Origin of the sequence: Streptomyces fungicidicus (genome assembly GCF_003665435.1) — a bacterium.
Lineage (GTDB): Bacteria > Actinomycetota > Actinomycetes > Streptomycetales > Streptomycetaceae > Streptomyces > Streptomyces fungicidicus.
Genome location: NZ_CP023407.1, coordinates 6,478,910 through 6,498,783, shown reverse-complemented (window position 1 = coordinate 6,498,783; position 19,874 = coordinate 6,478,910). Strand labels below are relative to the sequence as shown.

At 72.7% G+C, this 19,874-nt stretch carries 16 protein-coding genes and 1 riboswitch; of the genes, 6 read left to right on the top strand and 10 right to left on the bottom strand.

Translation table 11 applies throughout. From position 1 onward, the window contains the following. Nucleotides 1-92 precede the first annotated feature (92 nt). The 4 genes from CNQ36_RS29265 to CNQ36_RS29250 all read right to left on the bottom strand — a co-directional run bounded on the left by CNQ36_RS29265 (nt 93) and on the right by CNQ36_RS29250 (nt 5,727). On the bottom strand, nt 93-743 hold the full coding sequence (locus tag CNQ36_RS29265; protein WP_004924505.1) for a thymidine kinase: 651 nt from the start codon (nt 741-743) through the stop codon (nt 93-95). Nucleotides 744-799: 56 nt separating this feature from the next. Beyond that, nucleotides 800-1,999 carry an alkaline phosphatase family protein gene (locus tag CNQ36_RS29260; RefSeq protein WP_121548634.1) on the bottom strand — a complete coding sequence of 400 codons (1,200 nt, stop codon included), beginning with the start codon at nt 1,997-1,999 and terminating at the stop codon, nt 800-802. A gap of 125 nt (nt 2,000-2,124) precedes the next feature. After that, the gene (locus CNQ36_RS29255) at nt 2,125-2,712 is read right to left on the bottom strand and encodes a DUF5998 family protein (protein WP_086014742.1); all 588 of its coding nucleotides are present in this window, start codon (nt 2,710-2,712) and stop codon (nt 2,125-2,127) included. Between the two features lie 99 nt (nt 2,713-2,811). Continuing rightward, nucleotides 2,812-5,727 (bottom strand): bifunctional acetate--CoA ligase family protein/GNAT family N-acetyltransferase, encoded by a 2,916-nt coding sequence (locus CNQ36_RS29250; protein ID WP_121548174.1) that lies wholly within the window; start codon nt 5,725-5,727, stop codon nt 2,812-2,814. A gap of 174 nt (nt 5,728-5,901) precedes the next feature. On the opposite strand from CNQ36_RS29250, the gene CNQ36_RS29240 reads away from it, so the two are divergent. Beyond that, nucleotides 5,902-6,183 (top strand): HPr family phosphocarrier protein, encoded by a 282-nt coding sequence (locus CNQ36_RS29240; protein ID WP_004924519.1) that lies wholly within the window; start codon nt 5,902-5,904, stop codon nt 6,181-6,183. A gap of 222 nt (nt 6,184-6,405) precedes the next feature. Here the strand turns inward: CNQ36_RS29240 and CNQ36_RS29235 are convergent, their stop codons facing one another. The 4 genes from CNQ36_RS29235 to CNQ36_RS29220 all read right to left on the bottom strand — a co-directional run bounded on the left by CNQ36_RS29235 (nt 6,406) and on the right by CNQ36_RS29220 (nt 11,200). Then, entirely contained in the window at nt 6,406-7,110 is a 705-nt protein-coding gene (locus tag CNQ36_RS29235; protein WP_121548173.1) for a GntR family transcriptional regulator, read from the bottom strand. A 182-nt stretch (nt 7,111-7,292) separates the two neighbouring features. Continuing rightward, the gene (locus CNQ36_RS29230; protein ID WP_004924525.1) at nt 7,293-8,066 is read right to left on the bottom strand and encodes a M23 family metallopeptidase; all 774 of its coding nucleotides are present in this window, start codon (nt 8,064-8,066) and stop codon (nt 7,293-7,295) included. 12 nt (nt 8,067-8,078) lie between these two features. Further along, a riboswitch (cyclic di-AMP (ydaO/yuaA leader) is annotated at nt 8,079-8,242 on the bottom strand. A 202-nt stretch (nt 8,243-8,444) separates the two neighbouring features. Then, entirely contained in the window at nt 8,445-9,833 is a 1,389-nt protein-coding gene (locus CNQ36_RS29225) for a M16 family metallopeptidase (protein ID WP_121548172.1), read from the bottom strand. After that, entirely contained in the window at nt 9,830-11,200 is a 1,371-nt protein-coding gene (locus tag CNQ36_RS29220) for a M16 family metallopeptidase (protein ID WP_004924530.1), read from the bottom strand. The genes CNQ36_RS29225 and CNQ36_RS29220 overlap by 4 nt, the downstream gene beginning before the upstream one ends. 291 nt (nt 11,201-11,491) lie before the next feature. Between CNQ36_RS29220 and CNQ36_RS29215 the strand changes: the two genes are divergently transcribed. Next, nucleotides 11,492-13,942: a DNA gyrase/topoisomerase IV subunit A gene (locus tag CNQ36_RS29215; RefSeq protein ID WP_121548171.1), complete on the top strand. Its 2,451-nt coding sequence runs from the start codon at nt 11,492-11,494 to the stop codon at nt 13,940-13,942. On the opposite strand, the gene CNQ36_RS29210 is transcribed toward CNQ36_RS29215, so the two are convergent. Next, nucleotides 13,939-14,982: a CobW family GTP-binding protein gene (locus CNQ36_RS29210; protein WP_121548170.1), complete on the bottom strand. Its 1,044-nt coding sequence runs from the start codon at nt 14,980-14,982 to the stop codon at nt 13,939-13,941. The genes CNQ36_RS29215 and CNQ36_RS29210 overlap by 4 nt on opposite strands. 319 nt (nt 14,983-15,301) lie before the next feature. Between CNQ36_RS29210 and CNQ36_RS29205 the strand changes: the two genes are divergently transcribed. Continuing rightward, nucleotides 15,302-15,859 carry a DUF6082 family protein gene (locus tag CNQ36_RS29205; protein ID WP_121548169.1) on the top strand — a complete coding sequence of 186 codons (558 nt, stop codon included), beginning with the start codon at nt 15,302-15,304 and terminating at the stop codon, nt 15,857-15,859. Nucleotide 15,860: 1 nt separating this feature from the next. Here CNQ36_RS29205 and CNQ36_RS29200 read toward each other — a convergent pair whose 3' ends face one another. Next, on the bottom strand, nt 15,861-16,100 hold the full coding sequence (locus CNQ36_RS29200) for a hypothetical protein (RefSeq protein ID WP_121548168.1): 240 nt from the start codon (nt 16,098-16,100) through the stop codon (nt 15,861-15,863). Between the two features lie 314 nt (nt 16,101-16,414). Between CNQ36_RS29200 and CNQ36_RS29195 the strand changes: the two genes are divergently transcribed. The 3 genes from CNQ36_RS29195 (at nt 16,415) to CNQ36_RS29185 (ending at nt 19,795) form a co-directional block, all read left to right on the top strand. Continuing rightward, on the top strand, nt 16,415-17,353 hold the full coding sequence (locus CNQ36_RS29195) for a sucrase ferredoxin (protein ID WP_121548167.1): 939 nt from the start codon (nt 16,415-16,417) through the stop codon (nt 17,351-17,353). A gap of 91 nt (nt 17,354-17,444) precedes the next feature. Then, nucleotides 17,445-19,118 (top strand): sensor histidine kinase, encoded by a 1,674-nt coding sequence (locus CNQ36_RS29190; RefSeq protein ID WP_121548166.1) that lies wholly within the window; start codon nt 17,445-17,447, stop codon nt 19,116-19,118. Further along, complete coding sequence (locus CNQ36_RS29185; RefSeq protein ID WP_121548165.1) at nt 19,115-19,795, top strand: response regulator; 681 nt, start codon at nt 19,115-19,117, stop codon at nt 19,793-19,795. Before CNQ36_RS29190 ends, CNQ36_RS29185 begins: the two co-directional genes overlap by 4 nt. Nucleotides 19,796-19,874 lie beyond the last annotated feature (79 nt).

The following is a 19,874-nucleotide window of genomic DNA, read 5'->3' as shown; positions in this document are numbered from 1 at the left end:
TTGCCGCGAGGATCATAGCCGGATTCCCCTGCCCCGTTGATCAGTTGTGGACGGTCTCCGGTCGGGGACCGCACCGAACCGGACCACGACGGTCAGCTGGACGACACCGGCAGTACGTCCGGGGAGAGCGCCGCCGCGCGGGACGTCGCCGCCGTCATGCGGCGGCGGTGGTGGCGGCGGCACAGCACCTCGTAGCCGACCTCGTCCGCGGAGTCGGTGACGTCGCCGACGACGACCTGGGCGCCCTCGACGACCATGACGCCGCCGACCGTGCGGGCGTTGTGCGTGGCGCGGGCGCCGCACCAGCACAGGGCCTCGACCTGGAGCACCTCGACCCGGTCGGCCAGCTCCACCAGCCGCTGGGAGCCGGGGAACAGCTTGGAGCGGAAGTCGGTGGTGATGCCGAAGGCGTAGACGTCGAGCTCCAGGTCGTCCACGACCCGCGCGAGCTGGTCGACCTGCTCCGGAGCCAGGAACTGCGCCTCGTCCGCGATCACGTAGTCCGCGCGCCGGCCCTGGGAGAGGTGCTCGACGAGACGCGCGTAGAGGTCCGCGCCGTCGCCGACCTCCACCGCGTCCGTGACCAGGCCGAGGCGGGAGGAGAGCTTGCCCTCGCCGGCCCGGTCGTTGCGGGTGAAGATCATGCCGACCAGGCCGCGCGCCGAACGGTTGTGCTCGATCTGGAGAGCCAGCGTCGACTTCCCGCAGTCCATCGTTCCGGAGAAGAACACCAGCTCGGGCATGGGGGGTCGGGCACCTTTCGGCAAGGGTCGGTGAGTGGCGGGGCGTAGGGGGCGGTTCAGGAGCGTACTTCGAGCAGGGGGACCAGTTGCTCGGCAGGGGTCATCGAACCGTGGTTGCCGACCATCGCCGACTCCCTGGGCTCACGCTCGGAGGCGATCAGCAGGACGTCGTCCCGCGCGGCGGCGACCACGTCGCCGAGGCGCGGGTACACCCGCTCGTCGACGGCGGGACCGAACCAGCCCGCCGCGATCGCCTCGTCGCGCGAGGCGACCCAGAACTGCTCGCCGAGCACCTCGCGCCAGCAGGTCAGCACGTCGTTCGCGGCGCCCGGGACGGCGTAGACGTGCCGGGCGCGGCCCTCGCCGCCGAGCAGGGCGACGCCCGCCTTCAGCTCCCAGTCCTCGTCGAAGTCGATGCGGTGGTCCTCGTCGAAGGGGACGTCGATCATGCCGTGGTCGGCGGTGACGTAGAGCGCGCTGCGCGGGGGCAGCTGCTCGGCGAGGCGCTGGACCAGGCGGTCGACGTACATGAGCTGGCCGCGCCAGGTGTCGGAGTCGACGCCGAAGCGGTGGCCCGCGCCGTCGACCTCGGCGTAGTAGGTGTAGACGAGCGCGCGGTCGGCGGCGGCGAGCTGCCCGGCCGCGGCGTCCATGCGCTCCTCCCCCGACAGCTTCCCCACGAAGGTGCCGCCGCTGAGGGCGACCTTGGTCAGCGGGGTGTTCGCGAAGGTCGGGGAGGAGACCTGGGCGGCGTGCACTCCCGCCCGGCGGGCCAGCTCGAAGACGGTGGGGTACGGCTGCCAGGCCCCGGGCGGGGACCAGGGCTGCCAGCGCAGCTGGTTCATCAGCTCGCCGGTGTCCGGGTTGCGCACGGTGTAGCCGGGCAGGCCGTGGGCGCCCGGCGGCAGACCGGTGCCGACGGAGGCGAGGGAGGTCGCGGTGGTCGCCGGGTAGCCCGCGGTGATCGGGCGGCCGGTGCCGCCGCGCGAGCTGCCGAGCAGCGAGGTCAGGAAGGGGGCTTCCTCCGGGTGCGCGCGCAGCTGCTGCCAGCCCAGCCCGTCGATCAGGAACACGCAGTTCCGGTCGGCGGGGGTGAGTTCGGGGATCGCCGCGGTGGTACCGGGTACGCCCATGCCTGCGGCGAGCGTGGGCAGCAGGTCGGCGAGCGAGCCGGTGCCGTACTCGGGCAGGGGCGCGGAGTCCGGAGCGAGGGCTTGCGGGGGCGCGTCGCCCCAGGCGGTGTGCGGCGGGGGCACCACGGGGGTGGGCCGCGCCGTGGCCGCGGGCGGCGGGCCGGGCCGTGCCGGGGGCGTGGGGCGCGGGCCGGGCGTGGGCCTTCGGCCGGGAGGTGCGGGTCGTGGGCCGGGGGTGGGCTGCGCCATCAGCGCGTCGGGTCCGCGGTCGCCTCGGACAGGGCCTGCGCGAAGTCGAGCGCTTGGCGCACCGTCTCCGGTCCGTCGCCGGCCTCGCTGACCCGCAGGCTCAGGTCGTCGGCCGTGGAGTTGCCCGTGTAGCCGTGGTCGGCCTCGCAGTTGGGGTCGCCGCAGGCGGCCGGCTCCAGGTCGATGCGGGAGACGGCGCCCCAGCCGATGGTGAGCACGATCTCGCGCGGCAGTGTGCCCGGCTTGTACGACTCCGGGTTGGCGACCACTCGGCTGACCACGATCGACGAGATCCGGCCGAGCTTGACCGACTCGGTCGACGTGGTGGCGTACGGCGTCGGGGAGGTGCTGTCCGCGGCCTGCTCGTCGGTGTGGCTGACGATGAAGCGGTTGCCCGTGAGGACGAGCACGGTGACGTGCCGCCGCACCTCGTTCTGGTCGAAGGTCGTCTCCTGGTGGACCAGGTACGACCGGATGGGCTCGCCGCCCACGGCGGCCTCCACCGCCTCGGCCACGAGGGCCGGGTAGTAGCCGCTGCGCTCGATCGCCGCCCGCAGCCCCTGGGTCGTCGTACTGGTCTTGGCCATGACGCCCATCCTAAAGGGGACCGCTGACTGCGAGGCACCGCTCTCACCGCACTGCGCCCTCCTGAGGGGGCGCCGGACCCGCGGGGAGGGTCCGCGGCGTCAGTACGCGGGGAGGGTGCGCGGACCGAGGTCGTCGCGGGCGGGCGGCGGGGCCAGGCGGACGGTGGCGCCCAGCACGCTCACCCCGTGCGGGGCGACGACGACCGGCTCCAGGGTGACCGCGACCACTTCCGGGTGGTCGTGGACCAGCCGCGACACCCTGAGCATCAGCTCCTCCAGGGCGGGGGTGTCGACCGGTGCCGAGCCGCGCCAGCCGAACAGCAGCGGGGCCGTCCGGATCGAGCGCACCAGCGAGGTCGCGTCCCGGTCGGTGACCGGGATCAGGCGGTGCGCCATGTCTCCGAGCAGCTGCGAGGGGGCCCCGGCCAGCCCGAAGGACAGGACGGCTCCGGCGGCGGGGTCGATGACCGCGCGGACGATGGTGTCGACACCGCGCGGCGCCATCCGCTGCACCACGGGGCGAAGCTCCGCCGGCGAGCCGAACAGCTCCGTCAACTCCGCGTACGCCCGGCGCAGTTGTTCCTCGTCCGCCAGGTCCAGGCGGACGCCGCCCAGGTCGGCCCGGTGCCTGAGGTGCGGGGCGGTCGCCTTGAGGGCCACCGGGTGGCCGAGGGTGCGCGCCGCCTCGACGGCGGCGTCGGGGGTGGGGGCGGGCAGGGCCCGGTGCACCTGGATGCCGTACCGGCCGAGCAGGTCGCAGGTGTCCTCGCCGCCGAGGGTGAGGCCGTCGCCGCGGGCGAGCAGCCGGTCGATGAGCGCGGCGGCGGCCCTCTCCTCGATGTCGTCGTACGCGGGCACCTTGCCGGGCTCGGCGGCGTCCCGCCGCCACTGCGCGTACGCGACGGCCTGGGACAGGGCCCGGACGGCGCGCTCGGAGGCGGGATAGGCGGGGATGAGGTGGGTGCCCTCGGGGGGTACGACGGGGGGCGCCGCCGTCGGCCCGGCGCCGGTCTCCGTCCGCGGGGCGTGGCCCGCTCCGGTCCGCGGCGGTGTGTCTGCCACCCGCGCGGCGCCCGCCGTGTCCCGTGCGGTGTCCGCTCCCGCCCGCGGCGGTGTGCCCGGTGCGGTGGCGGGCGTCGGCTGGGGCGCCGTGCTCGTCGCGGCCGACAGGGCCTCCGCGAGGCCGCCGAGTTCGACGTGGACGACGAGGACCGGCTTGGACGGGGTCGCGGCGGCGGCCGAGCGCAGGGCCTCCGCCAGGGCGGCGTCCCCGACCGAGCCCTCGCCCACCGCGGGGATAGCGGTGACGACCACCGCGTCGCTCGTCTCGTCGGCCAGCGCGTGGGAGAGCGCCGCGTGGAAGTCCGCCGCCGTGGCCGCCGTGGTCAGGTCCCGCGGGGGGTGCGGGCGCAGCCCCTCGGCGAGGCAGGCCTCGTAGGTGAGCAGGCCCAGGGACTCGGAGTTGCCGACGATCGCCACCCGGGGTCCGGCCGGCAGCGGCTGGCGGGCGAGCAGCAGCCCCGCGTCGACCAGTTCGGTGATGGTGTTCACCCGGATCACGCCGGCCTGCCGCAGCAGCGCGGACACCGTCTCGTGGGGCAGCCGGGTCGCCCTCACCGCATGGCCCCGGGGACCGGCGCCGTGCCGGGCGCCCTGGACCACGACCAGGGGCTTCGCCGCCGCGGTCCGGCGGGCGAGGCGGGCGAACTTGCGGGGGTTGCCGATGGATTCCAGGTACATCAGGGCGACATCGGTGTCGGGGTCCTCGTACCAGTACTGCATGACGTCGTTGCCGGACACGTCGGCACGGTTGCCGGACGAGACGAAGGTGGAGACGCCGGTGACCCCGGTGACCCCGCCGCCGCGCCGGTGCAGGCGCGAGAGCAGGGCGACGCCGATCGCGCCGGACTGGGCGAACAGCCCTATCCGGCCCGGGCGGGGCGACTCGGGGGCGAGCGAGGCGTTCAGCCGCACGTCCGGGGACGTGTTGATGACACCGAACGCGTTCGGGCCGATGATCCGCATGCCGTACGAGCGCGCCTGCCGTACGAGGGCGCGCTGGCGCTCGCGGCCGTCGGGGCCGGACTCGGCGTACCCGGCGGAGACCACGACGAGCCCCTGCACACCGTGCTCACCGCACTCGGTGACCACCTCGGGGACGCGGTCCGCGGGCACCGCGACGACCGCCAGGTCGACGGGAGCGTCGATGGCCCGGACGGACCGGTACGCGGCGACCCCGTCGAGCTCCTTCCGGTCCTCCTCGAACGCCTTGTTCACCGCGTAGAGCCGCCCGGTGAACCCGGCGTCCCGGATGTTGTCGAGGATGCTGCGCCCCACCCCGCCGGGCGTGCGCCCGGCGCCGACGACGGCCACCGAGCCCGGGGCCAGCAGCCGCTGCACCGAGCGCGCCTCCGCGCGCTGTTCGCGCGCCTGCTGCACGGCGAGCGAGCGGTCGGTGGGTTCGAGGTCGAACTCCAGCCGGACGACGCCGTCCTCGAAGCTGCGCTTCTGGGTGTAGCCGGCGTCGGTGAACACCTTGATCATCTTGTTGTTGGCGGGCAGCACCTCGGCCGCGAACCGGCGGATGCCGCGCTCCCGCGCCACGGCGCCGATGTGTTCGAGCAGGGCGGAGGCGACGCCCCGTCCCTGGTGGGCGTCCTGCACCAGGAAGGCGACCTCGGCCTCGTCGGCCGGTGCGGACGCGGGCGTTCCGTCGGCGCCGATCCGGTCGTAGCGCACGGTGGCGATGAACTCGCCGCCCACGGTGGCCGCGAGCCCCACCCGGTCCACGAAGTCGTGGTGGGTGAAGCGGTGGACGTCCTTGGCGGACAACCGCGGGTAGGGCGCGAAGAAGCGGTAGTACTTCGACTCGTCCGACACCTGCTCGTAGAAGCTGACCAGGCGCTCGGCGTCATCGACGGTGATGGGGCGGATGCGCGCGGTGCCGCCGTCGCGCAGCACCACGTCGGCTTCCCAGTGGGCGGGATACTCGTGCCGGTCCGACGAGATCTGCATGGGCCCCAGAGTACGGCTCGCGTACGGTGACGGCGCGAGGCAGTCTGTGGTGGACAGCCGGACCGGGGCCGCGGTCCGGCTGCCGCGGGGAGCGGCGGAAGACGCCGCTCCGGGCACGCCTCCCGATATGGGAAACTGGTCTAGACAACCCTGAACAGTGAAGGGCAGCAACACATGGCTGAGCGCCGCGTCAACGTCGGCTGGGCCGAGGGTCTCCACGCCCGCCCCGCCTCCATCTTCGTCCGAGCCGCCACGGCCACAGGCGTCCCGGTCACGATCAGCAAGGCCGGGGGCAACCCCGTCAACGCGGCCTCCATGCTGGCCGTGCTGAGCCTGGGCGCCCAGGGCGGCGAGGAGATCGTCCTCGCGTCCGACGCCGAGGGCGCGGACGCCGCCCTGGACCGTCTGGCGAAGCTGGTCGCCGAGGGGCTCGAGGAGCTCCCCGAGACCGTCTGAGCACGCACGGCCGCGGGACCGTCCGCACGGGAATCCCGCCGCACCACCGAAAGGCCCGACCTGACCGCCGGTCGGGCCTTTCGCTTTTCCGCGGCACGCGGATTGCGGGATCCACACCTTTCACGGCTCCACGAATTAGCGCGCATCACCGGTTCAACAGTTTCTGCGGGCAGCACGAATAAAGCCCCGCAAAATGCTTCCCCTTTGTATACGGCACTCGTGTTAATGCCGAAGACTCGGCATGTTTACGGGATGTTGCGGGTTCCTCACACGGTCCGGGCGGGCGCCCCGGTCGGCGCCGCCGGCGAAGCGCAGCCGGTGGCCGGCGGTCGCGCGCTCGGTGTGCAGCGCCGTGACGGCCCGCGCCCGGTCGCCGTCGCCGCGCGCCACGGCGTCCACGATCGCGCCGTGCTCCGCCCAGTACTCGACCGGGTCGGGCGGCCCCTCACTGGCGTACATCCAGGCGATCTTGTGCCGCAGCTGGGTCAGTGCCGAGGTCAGCGCCGGGCTGCCGGAGGCCTGGGCGAGCGTCTCGTGGAACCAGCCGCTCAGGGAGCGCAGGTCGTCGCTGTTGCCCTGGCGGGCGCGTTCCTGCCCCAGCCGGACCAGACCGCGCAGCACCTTCAGATGGGCCTCGGTGCGGCGCTGCGCCGCTCGGGAGGCGCCGAGCGGCTCCAGGAGCAGGCGCATCTCCAGCAGGTCGGCGGCCTCCTGCTCGGTGGGTTCCGCGACGCACGCGCCCGCGTGCCGCCGGGTGACCACGAACCCCTCGGCCTCCAGTGTGCGCAGCGCCTCCCGGACGGGGACGCGGGAGACGCCGTAGCGGCGGGCGAGTACTTCCTCGGTGAGCCGGCCGCCGCGCTCGTGGACCCCCGTGACGATGTCGTCCCGGATCGCCGTGCACACCGAGTGCGCGGGAATACGCATGACGGACCTCCGGCTTAATCCCCGTGAAACGTCGACGGATTGACGTGTGTTCCGTGACTCTATTGCAATCCGCGAGAATTTCCGACGGCGGGCCGGAATCCAGGCGTATTTTTTGGACAGACGTTCCCCGGAAACACCGATGCCCCGGCTCGGGGGAGCCGGGGCATCGGGAAGCGGGCGGGTCAGAGACCGACGCCGTGCGCGCGGAGGTAGGCGACGGGGTCGAGGTCGGAACCGTACTCGGCGGTCGTGCGGGCCTCGAAGTGCAGGTGGGCGCCCGTGACGTTGCCGGTCGCGCCGGAGAGGCCGATCTGCTGCCCGGCGGCGACCTGCTGGCCCACCGAGACGCCGATGGACGACAGGTGTCCGTACTGGGTGTACGTGCCGTCGTTCATCTTGATGACGACCTGGTTGCCGTACGAGCCGCCCCAGCCCGCCTCGACGACGGTGCCGATGCCGACCGACTGGACGGGGGTGCCGCTCGCGGCGTGGAAGTCGACGCCGGTGTGGCTGCCGGAGGACCAGAGCGAGCTGCCGGCCTGGTAACTGGTCGAGACGTACGAGCCGGGGATCGGGGAGACGAAGGTGTTGAGGCGCTTGCGCTCGGCCTCCCGCGCGGCGCGCACCTTCTCCGCCCGGGCCTCCTCGGCGGCCTTGGCCGCCTTCTCGCGCGCGGCCTCCTCGGCGGCCTTGCGGGCGGCGGCCTCGGCGGCCTCACGGGCGGCCTCGTGCTGGGCGGCGGCCTGGGCGTCGATCCGTTCGGCGACCGAGTCGCCCAGGGTGACGACGGGGGTGAGACCGGTCTGCGCGGCGGCGGGTTCGGCGGCGAGCGCGGGGGCCGCGAGGGAACCGACGACGCCGGTGGTGGTGAGGGCAGCGACGCCCGCCGCGCGGGCGGTGCCGCGCTGCATCCTGCTGGGACGACGGTGCTTGCCCGGGGCGCGGGTGAACGCCATGTACAGGCTGGTCCTTTCCTTCCCTCTCGCCTACCGGGTTAGCTGACGGGTTCGGAGCAGGAAGGTCTCCTACGGACCCCCTCGCGACACGCGCGGGCGTCCGATTCACCCCAGGGACTGTGTGGGTCCCCGGCTCCCCTGGCTCGCGCCGTACGGGGACTCGGCGATGGCTGTCCGGTGCCGCGGGTGCGGCGCACTGCCCGACGAACAGCCCGCACGAAGCTAAGCGGGGAGCCGTCCGTTCCCCAAACAAAACCCGGTTTTTGTAGCGCATCCCACAGGGCAGACAGGCAGCCTCCGCCTCAATTCGGGCACAAACGGGCCCTGGTGACGCCGACGTCACCAGGGCCCGCCCGCGCGTGCGTCCGCCGCCGCTCGCTACTCGGCCGCCACGACGCTGACTTCGCCGATGCCGAGCGCCTCGACCGGCGCCTTGATCTGCGCCGCGTCGCCGACGAGGACGGTCACCAGACGGTCCCCCGGGAAGGCGCTGACGACGGCCGCGGTGGCCTCCACGGTGCCGGTCGCCGCCAACTGCCGGTACAGGTCGGCCTGGTAGTGGTCGGGCAGGTGCTGCTCGACCTGGTCGGCCAGGGTGCTCGCGACGGCGGCCGCCGTCTCGTACTTCAGCGGCGCCACGCCCACGAGGTTCTGCACGGCGACGTCGCGTTCGGCGTCGGTGAGGCCCTCCGCGGCGAGCGTGCGCAGGACCTTCCACAGGTCCTCCAGCGCGGGGCCGGTGTTCGGGGTGTCGACGGAGCCGCTGATGGCGAGCATCGCCGCGCCCGAGCCGTCCGGGGCCGACCTGAGGACCTGTCCGAAGGACCGCACGCCGTAGGTGTAGCCCTTCTCCTCGCGCAGCACGCGGTCCAGGCGGGAGGTGAGGGTGCCGCCGAGGCAGTAGGTGCCGAGCACCTGCGCGGCCCACACGCGGTCGTGCCGGTCGGGGCCGACCCGGCCGATCAGCAGCTGCGTCTGGACGGCGCCGGGGCGGTCCACGATCACGACCCGGCCGGTGTCGTCGGCGACCACCGGCGGCACGGGCCGCACCTGGCCCGGGGAACCGGTCCAGGCGCCCAGCGTGTCGCCGAGCAGCGCGTCCAGGTCGACGCCCGTGAGGTCGCCCACGACCACGACGGTCGCCGTCGCGGGGCGGACGTGCTTCTCGTAGAAGGCGCGCACCGCCGCCGAGTCGATGCCGGCGACCGTCTCCTCGGTGCCCTGGCGCGGCCGCGACATGCGCGAACTCGCCGGGAACAGCTCCTTGGACAGCTCCTTGGCGGCGCGCCGGGAGGGGTTGGCCAGCTCGTGCGGGATCTCGTCGAGGCGGTTGCGGACGAGCCGCTCCACCTCGCTGTCGGCGAACGCGGGCGCCCTGAGGGCGTCGGCGAGCAGCCCGAGCCCCTTCGGCAGCCGCGAGGCCGGGACCTCCAGGCTGAGACGGACGCCGGGGTGGTCGGCGTGCATGTCCAGGGTGGCGCCGCAGCGCTCCAGTTCGGCGGCGAACTCCTCGGCGGAGTGCTTGTCGGTGCCCTCGGAGAAGGCCCGGGCCATGATGGTGGCGACGCCGTCGAGGCCGGCCGGCTCGGCCTCCAGGGGTGCGTCGAGGAGCACCTCGACGGCGACGACCTGCTGGCCGGGGCGGTGGCAGCGCAGCACGGTCAGGCCGTTGTCGAGCGTGCCGCGCTCGGGGGCCGGGAAGGCCCAGGGCCTGGCGTCGCCCGCCTGCGGCTGCGGGTGGAAGTCCATCGTGGCGAGCTCGGTCACTTCGCCGCCTCCTCGTTCTCGTCGGTGCCGGCGGCCGCGGCTTCCTCGGTGTCCTCGTCCTCGGCGGCGACGGGCTCGTAGACGAGCACCGCGCGGTTGTCGGGGCGCAGGCGGGCCTTGGCGACCTCCTGCACCTCCTCCGCCGTCACCTCCAGGACGCGCTGCACGGCGGTCAGGGCGAGCTGGGGGTCGCCGAACAGGACGGCGTACCGGCACAGTTCGTCGGCGCGGCCGGCGACGGTGCCGAGCCGGTCCAGCCATTCACGCTCCAACTGGGCCTGCGCGCGCTCCATCTCCTCGGCGGTGGGGCCCTGCTCGGCGAACCGGGCGAGCTCCTCGTCGATGGCGGCCTCGATGACCGGCACCTCCACGTCGCCTGACGTCTTCACGTCCAGCCAGCCCAGGGAGGGCGCCCCGGCCAGCCGCAGCAGGCCGAAGCCGGCGGCCACGGCCGTACGGTCGCGCCGTACGAGGCGGTTGTAGAGCCGCGAGGACTCGCCGCCGCCGAGCACGGTGAGCGCCAGGTCGACGGCGTCGCACGCGCGGGTGCCGTCCTCCGGCAGCCGGTAGGCGGCCATCAGCGCACGCGCGGGGACCTCCTCCTCCACGACCTCGCGCAGCTGCCCGCCCATGACGTCGGGCAGCGCGCCGTCGCGCGGGGCGGGCTTGCCGTCGTGGGACGCGATGGAGCCGAAGTACTTCTCGATCCAGGCGAGCGTCTGCTCCGGGTCGATGTCGCCGACGACGGAGAGCACGGCGTTGTTCGGCGCGTAGTACGTGCGGAAGAACTGGCGGGCGTCCTCCAGGGTGGCCGCGTCCAGGTCCGCCATCGAGCCGATGGGCGTGTGGTGGTACGGGTGGCCCTCCGGGTAGGCGAGGGCGGTCAGCTTCTCGAAGGCGGTGCCGTAGGGCACGTTGTCGTAGCGCTGGCGGCGCTCGTTCTTGACGACGTCCCGCTGGTTCTCCATGGACTCGTCGTCCAGGGCGGTCAGCAGGGAGCCCATGCGGTCGGCCTCCAGCCAGAGGGCGAGCTCCAGCTGGTGGGCGGGCATGGTCTCGAAGTAGTTGGTCCGCTCGAAGCTGGTGGTGCCGTTGAGGGAGCCGCCCGCGCCCTGGACCAGCTCGAAGTGCCCGTTGCCCTTCACCTGGGCGGAGCCCTGGAACATCAGGTGCTCGAAAAGGTGAGCCAGACCGGTACGTCCCTTGACCTCGTGACGCGAACCCACGTCGTACCAGAGGCACACCGCGGCGACCGGGGTCAGGTGGTCCTCGGAGAGCACCACGCGCAGGCCGTTGGCCAGGCGGTGCTCGGTCGCTGTCAGGCCGCCGGAGCCTGCCTGGGCTGTGGCCGTGTGACCCATGGGCATGTACGTCCCTTCGATCGCGGAGGCGGTCGTCGAACCCGCCGTTTCTGCCGGTCCTGCCACTGTATGCAAGCGCGCGAACCCCCGGCGAAGTTCCCACCCGCCCCGCGATACGCCGAGAGCGAGAATCCCGGATCCTGTCTTCGAACCCGCCCCGTACCCTGCTCGCGCCCCTACCGCCCCGCCCACCCCACGCCACCCACAACCGGGTCCTGGTCCCGCCTGTCAGTGCGACGGGCCACAATGGTCCGCGTAGAGATCCCGTCCACACGCTTCAGCAAGGAGCCGGCAGCGATGGCCCGCCGCAGCACGAAGACCCCGCCGCCCGACGACTCGTACGAGGAGAAGATCCTCGACATCGACGTCGTCGACGAGATGCAGGGCTCCTTCCTCGAGTACGCGTACTCGGTCATCTACTCCCGCGCCCTGCCGGACGCGCGCGACGGCATGAAGCCGGTGCACCGCCGCATCGTCTACCAGATGAACGAGATGGGCCTGCGCCCCGACCGCGGGTACGTGAAGTGCGCGCGCGTGGTCGGCGAGGTCATGGGCAAGCTGCACCCGCACGGCGACGCGTCGATCTACGACGCCCTGGTGCGCATGGCGCAGCCCTTCTCCATGCGGGTCCCCCTCGTCGACGGCCACGGCAACTTCGGCTCGCTGGGCAACGACGACCCGCCGGCCGCCATGCGGTACACCGAGAGCCGGATGACCGAGGCCACGAGCCTGATGACCGAGTCCATCGACGAGGACACGGTCGACTTCGCGCCCAACTACGACGGCCAGGAGCGGGAGCCGGTCACGCTGCCCGCCGCGTTCCCGAACCTCCTGGTGAACGGCGCGTCGGGCATCGCGGTCGGCATGGCCACCAACATGCCGCCGCACAACCTGCGCGAGGTCGTCGCGGCCGCCCGCCACCTCATCAGGTACCCCAACGCCGACCTCGACGCCCTGATGAAGCACGTCCCGGGCCCCGACCTGCCCACCGGCGGCCGGATCGTCGGCCTGCCCGGCATCCGGGACGCGTACGAGACGGGCCGCGGCTCGTTCAAGATCCGCGCGACCGTCACCGTGGAGGACGTGACCGCCCGCCGCAAGGGCCTGGTCGTCACCGAGCTGCCCTTCACGGTCGGCCCCGAGAAGGTCATCGGCAAGATCAAGGACCTGGTCGGCTCGAAGAAGCTGCAGGGCATCGCCGACGTCAAGGACCTCACCGACCGCGCGCACGGGCTGCGTCTGGTCATCGAGATCAAGAACGGCTTCGTGCCGGAGGCGGTACTGGAGCAGCTGTACAAGCTGACGCCGATGGAGGAGTCCTTCGGCATCAACAACGTGGCCCTGGTGGACGGCCAGCCGCTCACCCTGGGCCTCAAGGAGCTCCTGGAGGTCTACCTCGACCACCGGTTCAACGTCGTGCGGCGGCGTTCGGAGTTCCGGCGCGGCAAGAGGCGCGACCGGCTCCACCTGGTCGAGGGCCTGCTCACCGCCCTGGTGGACATCGACGAGGTCATCCGCCTCATCCGCTCCAGCGAGAACTCCGCGCAGGCCAAGCAGCGCCTGATGGAGCGCTTCTCGCTGAGCGCCATCCAGACCCAGTACATCCTGGACACGCCCCTGCGCCGGCTCACCAAGTTCGACCGGATCGAGCTGGAGGCCGAGAAGGACCGGCTGAACGAGGAGATCGAGGAGCTGACCCGGATCCTGGACTCGGACGCGGAGCTGCGCAAGCTGGTCTCCGCCGAACTGGCCGCGGTGGCCAAGAAGTTCGGCAACGACCGCCGTACGCTGCTGCTGGAGTCGGCCGGCACCCCGGCCGCCGTCGTACCGCTGCAGGTGGCGGACGACCCGTGCCGCGTCCTGCTGTCGGCCACGGGCCTGCTCGCCCGCACGGTGAACGACGCACCACTGGCCGACGACGGCAAACGGGTCAAGCACGACGTGATCGTCTCGTCGGCGCCGGCGACGGCGCGCGGCGAGATCGGCGTCGTCACCTCGGCGGGCCGTCTGCTCCGGCTGAACGTCGTCGACCTGCCGCAGCTCCCGGAGCAGATGCCGACGCCGAACCTCTCGGGCGGGGCGCCCGTGGCCGAGTTCGTCTCCCTGGAGGACGACGAGCAGGTGGTGTGTCTGACGACGCTCGACGAGTCGTCGCCCGGCCTGGCGCTCGGCACCGAACAGGGCGTCGTCAAGCGCGTGGTGCCCGACTACCCCTCCAACAAGGAGGAGCTGGAGGTCATCACGCTGAAGGAGGGCGACCGGATCGTCGGCGCGGTCGAGCTGCGCACGGGCGACGAGGACCTGGTCTTCATCACCGACGACGCGCAGCTGCTGCGCTATCCGGCGGCGCAGGTCCGCCCGCAGGGCCGCCCCGCGGGCGGTATGGCGGGCGTCAAGGTCACCGAGGGCGCGAAGGTCATCTGCTTCACGGCCGTCGACCCGGCGGTGGACGCGGTGGTGTTCACGGTCGCGGGCTCCCGCGGCACGCTGGACGACTCGGTCCAGACGACGGCCAAGCTCACCCCGTTCGACCAGTACCCGCGCAAGGGCCGGGCCACCGGCGGGGTGCGCTGCCAGCGGTTCCTGAAGGGCGAGGACTGCCTGTCCCTGGCCTGGGCCGGCCCGACCCCGGCCCGTGCCGCCCAGAAGAACGGCACCGCGGTCAGCCTCCCGGAAGCCGACCCGCGCCGCGACGGTTCGGGCGTGTCCCTGCAGAAGACGGTGTCGGTGGTGGCGGGGCCGGTCTAGGCCGCCGGATCCTCCGCCGCTCCCTGCACATAGCGCAGGACGCCCCACATGCCGTGCTCGTCGGCGTGTGGGGCGTCGTCGCTCCCACAGGCCTCCAGCTCCTCGCGGAGGGCGGCGGCGTCGATGCCCGCCCCGATGAGGACGAGCTGCGTGAGGCGCTCCGCCCCGGCCGGCCAGGGCTCGGGGTAGAACCGCAGGAAACGCCCCACGGCATGCACGGCGTACCGGTTGCGGGCGTCGTAAGGCCCGAAGTCGACGTACCCCTTGATCCGGTAGAGCCCCTCGGGCCGGCTGTCCAGGAACCCGATCAGCCGCCGGGGGTCCAGCGGACGCCCGGAGCGGAAGGAAAGACTGTCGTACGCGGCGTGCAGATGCCCGGCGTGGTCGTCGTGGGACAGATCGTCGAACGTCAGCTGCCCGACACGCTCCTCGCCCGGCCGGCAGTCGAAGAGGAACTCGGGATCGACACGGCCGTGCGTGGCGGGGACGACGGCCGCGCGGTCGACGAGGGAGCTGACCAGGGTCAGTACCCGGGAGGCGTCCGTGACCCGGTCCACCTTGTTGACGACCACGAGGTCCGCGAGGCCGAGGTGCCGGTCGATCTCCGGGTGCCTGGCCCGGGTGTCGTCGAACTCGGCGGCGTCCACGACCTCGACGAGTCCGCCGTACACGATGCCGGGATGCTCGCTGGCGAGCACCATGCGCACGAGTTCCTGCGGTTCGGCGAGGCCGCTGGCCTCGATGACGATGACGTCGATCCCGGCGGAGGGGCGTGCCAGCCGTTCGAGGTAGACGTCCAGTTCGCTGCCGTCGACGGCACAGCACAGGCACCCGTTGCCCAGTGACACGGTCGAATCCCCGAGCGCCCCGGCGACGGCCATCGCGTCGATCTCGATCGCCCCGAAGTCGTTGACGACGGCACCGATGCGGCTGCCGCCGCTGCGGTGGAGAAGGTGGTTGAGCAGGGTGGTCTTTCCCGAGCCGAGGAATCCGGCCAGCACGACCACCGGAATCTGCCGCCCGCTGCTCCGCTCCGACACGCGACCCCTCTCACACCTGTGCGCACACCGGCTCGCTCACGGCGTGCACACCCACAACCGACTGACACCCCAGGATACGAGCGACCGGAACGACGGCGAAGTGAACGATTGTTAGCAGCATCCACGGGGCAGACGTTGGGGAAGGCGCCGGTTTGTGCGACCCTCGCTTCCCTCCGTGCGCCTCCTCTCCGCCTTCCCGCCGATCAGAGCCGCTCGGCACCCTGGAAGACGGCAAGCGCCGCCCACCGCTCGCCGGTTCCCCACAGTCGACCCGCATCCCGACGACCGGCGGACGGCGGCCTGATCGGGGGTATTTGACATGGCCACACGGAACAGTGGAATACGGGGGCTCCGCTCCGCGGTAGCGGCCTGCCTCGGCATGGCGGCGGGCACCTTTGCCGCCATGGCCGCACAACGGCACACCCTGGACGCGATCAACGCACGGCTGGAACACCTGGAGAAGCGTGCGCTCACGCAGCAGCAAGCCAACCTGGCCATGCAGCAGCGCCAGCACTGGGAGTTGCTGAGCAAAGCCATGGACAACCCCGAGCTCACTGAAGTGCTCGACATCTTCGCGGTGCCGGTCACCGTACAGAAGCGCCGCCAGTACCTTTTCGCCAACGCCCTCTACACGAACCTGCTCTGCTACCACCGCGTCGGCAACCTCACCAGGGACGAGTTCTTCAAACACGCCCGAGGCATGTTTCAGAACCCGATCGTCAGGGAGTACTGGTACGCAACCCGGCACCTGCGTGCGAGCCTGAAGGGAACCGAGGAGGCAGAACTCGGCCAGATGATCGACGACCTGCTGCTGCAACTCGATGAGGCCGACACCGACGAGTGGTGGGTGATCGGAGACCCGCCCGGCGACGCGTGAGCTATGCGTCCGGAATATCCGCCTTCGCCTTGAGCAAGGTCTCCCTGGTGATCACGACGATGCGTTCATAGTCGGCGCGTGCGGCGTCCTCAGGCAGTTGGGAATCAAGTGAATCCGTGGCGTCCGTGCCGATGACGGCGAAGTTCCCGTCTGCCAGCTCAAAGATGTCGGGACATGTTCCACCAGTGGCGCTGCCTCGAAAGCGGGGAGCGACACCGAGACGGCGGACGATCTGACTCACTGTTGGATTTCCTCTGCTCTCAAGGCACGAGCGCCTACGCCCGCTGTCGCGCGACGCGCGGTCGCAATCTTCGCAGGTCTGGCGCCCTGTCGAGGGAGGCTCACAGACAACCGAACCAGGTCACCCTCAACGGACGCAGCGCTTGCCGCATTCCTATCACCCGGAGGCGTGAGGGCACTTCGACTCCGAGGAATCCTCCGCAAGAGTGACGAGTAAGCCCAGAATCGATGATCAGCCTCGTTTAAGGCAATTGTCGCCACAGCATGGGCGGGCTGCCGCGGCACTGCCGAGCAAGTCAGGTTAGGCTCACCTCTGTGAGTACGTGCTCAACCGTCTCCCGTGAGCTCGACGAGCCCGTCGCGGGAACCGCGGCCACCGCGAGGACGTGGCTGTTGCTGGAGCAGCCCGGCCCCTGGGGGGCCAAGGCGCTCACCTCCAGCCACCTCGACCCCGCGCTGGGCCGCGCCCTGGAGGCCGCCGCGCAGGGCACCGGCGTGCGGATCGCGCTCATCCGGCGGCCCGGCCGCCACGCGGACTCCCACATGCCGGCCGCACGCCGCGTGTACGTCGCCCACACCGTCCCCGGCAACGTGTGGCTGCGCGCCGCCACCACCACGGACCCGGCACACCTGCTCGACCTCGACTTCGCCGCCCTCGGCAGGGGCGAGCCCGCGACCGTCGAGTCGGTCCTCGGCGGACGGCCCCACGAGGGCGACCCGCTCGCCCTCGTCTGCACCAACGGCAAGCGCGACCGCTGCTGCGCCCTCCTCGGTCGCCCCCTGGCCGCCGAGCTCGCCGCCTCCGGCGTCCAGGGCGTCTGGGAGGTGACCCACCTGGGCGGCCACCGCTTCTCCCCCACGGTGCTGGTCCTGCCGTACGGCTACGCCTACGGGCGGGCCGAGGCGCACGCCGTCAAGGAGGTGCTGCACCGCGCGGAGGAGGGCCGGATCGTCGTCGAGGGGTGCCGGGGCGGTTCCGCCTGGGAGCGCCCCGGTCAGGCGGCCGAGCTGGCCGTCCGGCGTGCGGTGGGCGAGTACGCCGCGGAGGCCCTGACCGTCGTACGGACGGACGGCGCGGCGCCCCGCTGGGAGGTGACCGTCGCCCACGCGGACGGGCGCCGGTGGCTGGTCGGGGTCGCCCAGGGCGCCTCCCTGCCGCCCCGTCCGGAGAGCTGCGGGTCGGTGCTCGGCTCACCCGCGCGGATGGACGTGGTGGACGTCCGCGAGGTGACCGTCACGGCGATGGCGAGCTGACCGTCCCGTTCACGGGTCGCGCACCGCACCCCCGGGAGATCCCCGCCACACCCCTGCGGCACTCCGCGCCCGCCCGCGTACCGTCAGGGGCATGAGCCCCACTCCGACCGCACGCCGCCTGCGCCTCGGCCTGCCCCGGCGGGTGTTCTCGCAGGTCCTGCTGATGCAGCTGGCGATCGCCGCGGGCGTCGCGGTGCTCGCCACCGGGCTGTTCCTGGCGCCGCTCGGGGACCAGCTGGACGACCAGGCGATGCGCCGCGCGCTCGCCATCGCGCAGACCACCGCGCAGCAGCCGCAGCTGGTGCGGGACCTGCGGAGCACGGAGCCGTCGCCGGACGGACCGGTGCAGCGGGAGGCGGAACGGATCCGCGAGGCCACCGGTGCCGAGTACGTCGTGGTGCTGGACCGGCGGGGCGTGCGCTGGTCGCACACCGATCCGCGGCGGATCGGCGGCACGGTGTCGACCGACCCGGGAGAGGCGCTGGCCGGGCACGACGTCATGGAGATCGACGACGGCACGCTGGGACGCTCCGCCCGGGGCAAGGTGCCCCTGCGGGACGACACCGGCCAGATCGTGGGGGCGGTCTCGGTCGGCATCGCCTACGACAGCGTCCGGGCCCGGCTGATCCACGCCATCCCCGGACTGTTCGCCTACGCCGGCGGTGCCCTCGCCGTGGGCGCGCTCGCGGCCTGGCTGATCTCCCGGCGGGTGCAGCGGCAGACCCGCGACCTGGCCTTCTCGGACATCGCTGCGCTGCTCGCGGAGCGTGAGGCCATGCTGCACGGCATCCGGGAGGGGGTCGTCGCCCTGGACCGCGCCGGCCGCGTCCGCCTGCTGAACGACGAGGCGCAGCGCCTGCTGGGGATCGGCGAGGAGGCCGTGGGCCGCTCCCCCGACGACGCGCTCGGCGAAGGACGCACCGCCGACGTGCTGGCCGGCCGGGTGACCGGCACCGATCTGCTCACCGTCCGCGGCCGGCGCGTCCTGGTCGCCAACCGGATGCCCACGGACGACGGCGGGGCGGTGGCCACGCTGCGCGACCGCACGGAGCTGGACCGGCTCGGCCGGGAGCTGGACTCCACCCGCGGGCTGATCGACGCGCTGCGCGCCCAGGACCACGAGCACGCGAACCGCATGCACACCCTGCTGGGGCTGCTGGAGCTGGAGATGTACGACGACGCGGTGGAGTTCGTCGGCGAGGTCGTCGGCGATCACCGTGCCACCTCGGAGCAGGTCACCGAGAAGATCCGGGACCCGTTGCTCGCGGCGCTGCTGGTGGGCAAGGCGACGGTCGCGGCCGAGCGCGGAGTGGCGCTGTGGGTCTCGGACCGGACCCGGCTGCCGGACCGGCTGATCGACCCCCGGGGGCTCGTCACCGTGGTGGGGAACCTGGTGGACAACGCGCTGGACGCCGTCGCCGGCACCCCGCTCGCCCGCGTCGAGGTGGAACTGCGCGCCGAGGGGCGTACGGCGGTGCTCGTGGTGCGCGACACAGGGCCCGGGATACCGCCGGAGCGACGCGAGTTGATCTTCACCGAGGGCTGGTCCACCAAGGAACCCCCGGCCCACCGCGAGCGGGGCATCGGACTGCCGCTGGTGCGCAGGCTCGCCGAGCGGCAGGGCGGCAGCGCGCGCGTGGCCGAGGCGGACGGCGGGGGCGCGGAGTTCACCGTCGTCCTGCCCGAGGCCCTGACCGAGCCGGGCGCGGAGCCCGCCCTCACCGGGGCGTCCGCGCCGGTGACCGCCGAGGAGGAGTCGCGGTGATCGAGGTCCTGGTCGTGGACGACGACGTCCGGGTCGCGCGGGTCAACGCCGCGTACGTCGGGAAGGTGCCCGGTTTCCATGTCGCCGGGGAGGCGCACAGCGCGGCCGAGGCGCTCGAAAGGCTGGCGGCGCTGCCCCGGCTCGATCTCGTGCTCCTGGACCACTATCTGCCCGACCGGACGGGGCTGGAGGTGGTGCGGGAGATGCGCCGGCGCGGCCACCAGACCGACGTGATCATGGTGACGGCGGCCCGTGACGTGTCGACGGTGCAGGCGGCGATGCGCCAGGGCGCCCTGCAGTACCTGGTCAAACCGTTCGCCTTCGCGGACCTGCGCGCCAAGCTGGAGGCGTACGCGGAACTGCGCCGCACCCTCGACGGCGGTGGTGAGGCGGAGCAGGCGGAGGTGGACCGGATCTTCGGCGCGCTGTCGGCGTCGTCCGAGCCCCAGCTGCCCAAGGGGCACTCCCCCACCACGGCGGAACTCGTCCGGCAGTCGCTGATGCGCGCCGAGGGCCCGCTGTCGGCGCAGGAGATCGCCGAACGTACCGGGGTGAGCCGGCAGACCGCCCAGCGCTATCTGAAGCTCCTGGAACGCACCGGACGGGCCACCCTGACCCTGAAGTACGGGGACGCGGGCCGCCCGGAGCACCGTTATGTGTGGGCGACCCGCGCCTGAGGGGCACGGCCCATGGGGGCGGGGGAAGGAACCGTGCCCTCCTTCCCTACGTACGGCGGCGCCGTTCGTCTCCGCCGGG

What these genes read in the sequence shown, in the direction of transcription:
- CNQ36_RS29265 (WP_004924505.1), bottom strand. Translation starts at nt 743, where the DNA reads ATGCCCGAGCTGGTGTTCTTCTCCGGAACGATGGACTGCGGGAAGTCG.
- CNQ36_RS29220 (WP_004924530.1), bottom strand. Translation starts at nt 11,200, where the DNA reads ATGCCCATGGGTCACACGGCCACAGCCCAGGCAGGCTCCGGCGGCCTG.
- CNQ36_RS29235 (WP_121548173.1), bottom strand. Translation starts at nt 7,110, where the DNA reads ATGCGTATTCCCGCGCACTCGGTGTGCACGGCGATCCGGGACGACATC.
- CNQ36_RS29215 (WP_121548171.1), top strand. Translation starts at nt 11,492, where the DNA reads ATGGCCCGCCGCAGCACGAAGACCCCGCCGCCCGACGACTCGTACGAG.
- CNQ36_RS29255 (WP_086014742.1), bottom strand. Translation starts at nt 2,712, where the DNA reads ATGGCCAAGACCAGTACGACGACCCAGGGGCTGCGGGCGGCGATCGAG.
- CNQ36_RS29205 (WP_121548169.1), top strand. Translation starts at nt 15,302, where the DNA reads ATGGCCACACGGAACAGTGGAATACGGGGGCTCCGCTCCGCGGTAGCG.
- CNQ36_RS29250 (WP_121548174.1), bottom strand. Translation starts at nt 5,727, where the DNA reads ATGCAGATCTCGTCGGACCGGCACGAGTATCCCGCCCACTGGGAAGCC.
- CNQ36_RS29190 (WP_121548166.1), top strand. Translation starts at nt 17,445, where the DNA reads ATGAGCCCCACTCCGACCGCACGCCGCCTGCGCCTCGGCCTGCCCCGG.
- CNQ36_RS29230 (WP_004924525.1), bottom strand. Translation starts at nt 8,066, where the DNA reads ATGGCGTTCACCCGCGCCCCGGGCAAGCACCGTCGTCCCAGCAGGATG.
- CNQ36_RS29240 (WP_004924519.1), top strand. Translation starts at nt 5,902, where the DNA reads ATGGCTGAGCGCCGCGTCAACGTCGGCTGGGCCGAGGGTCTCCACGCC.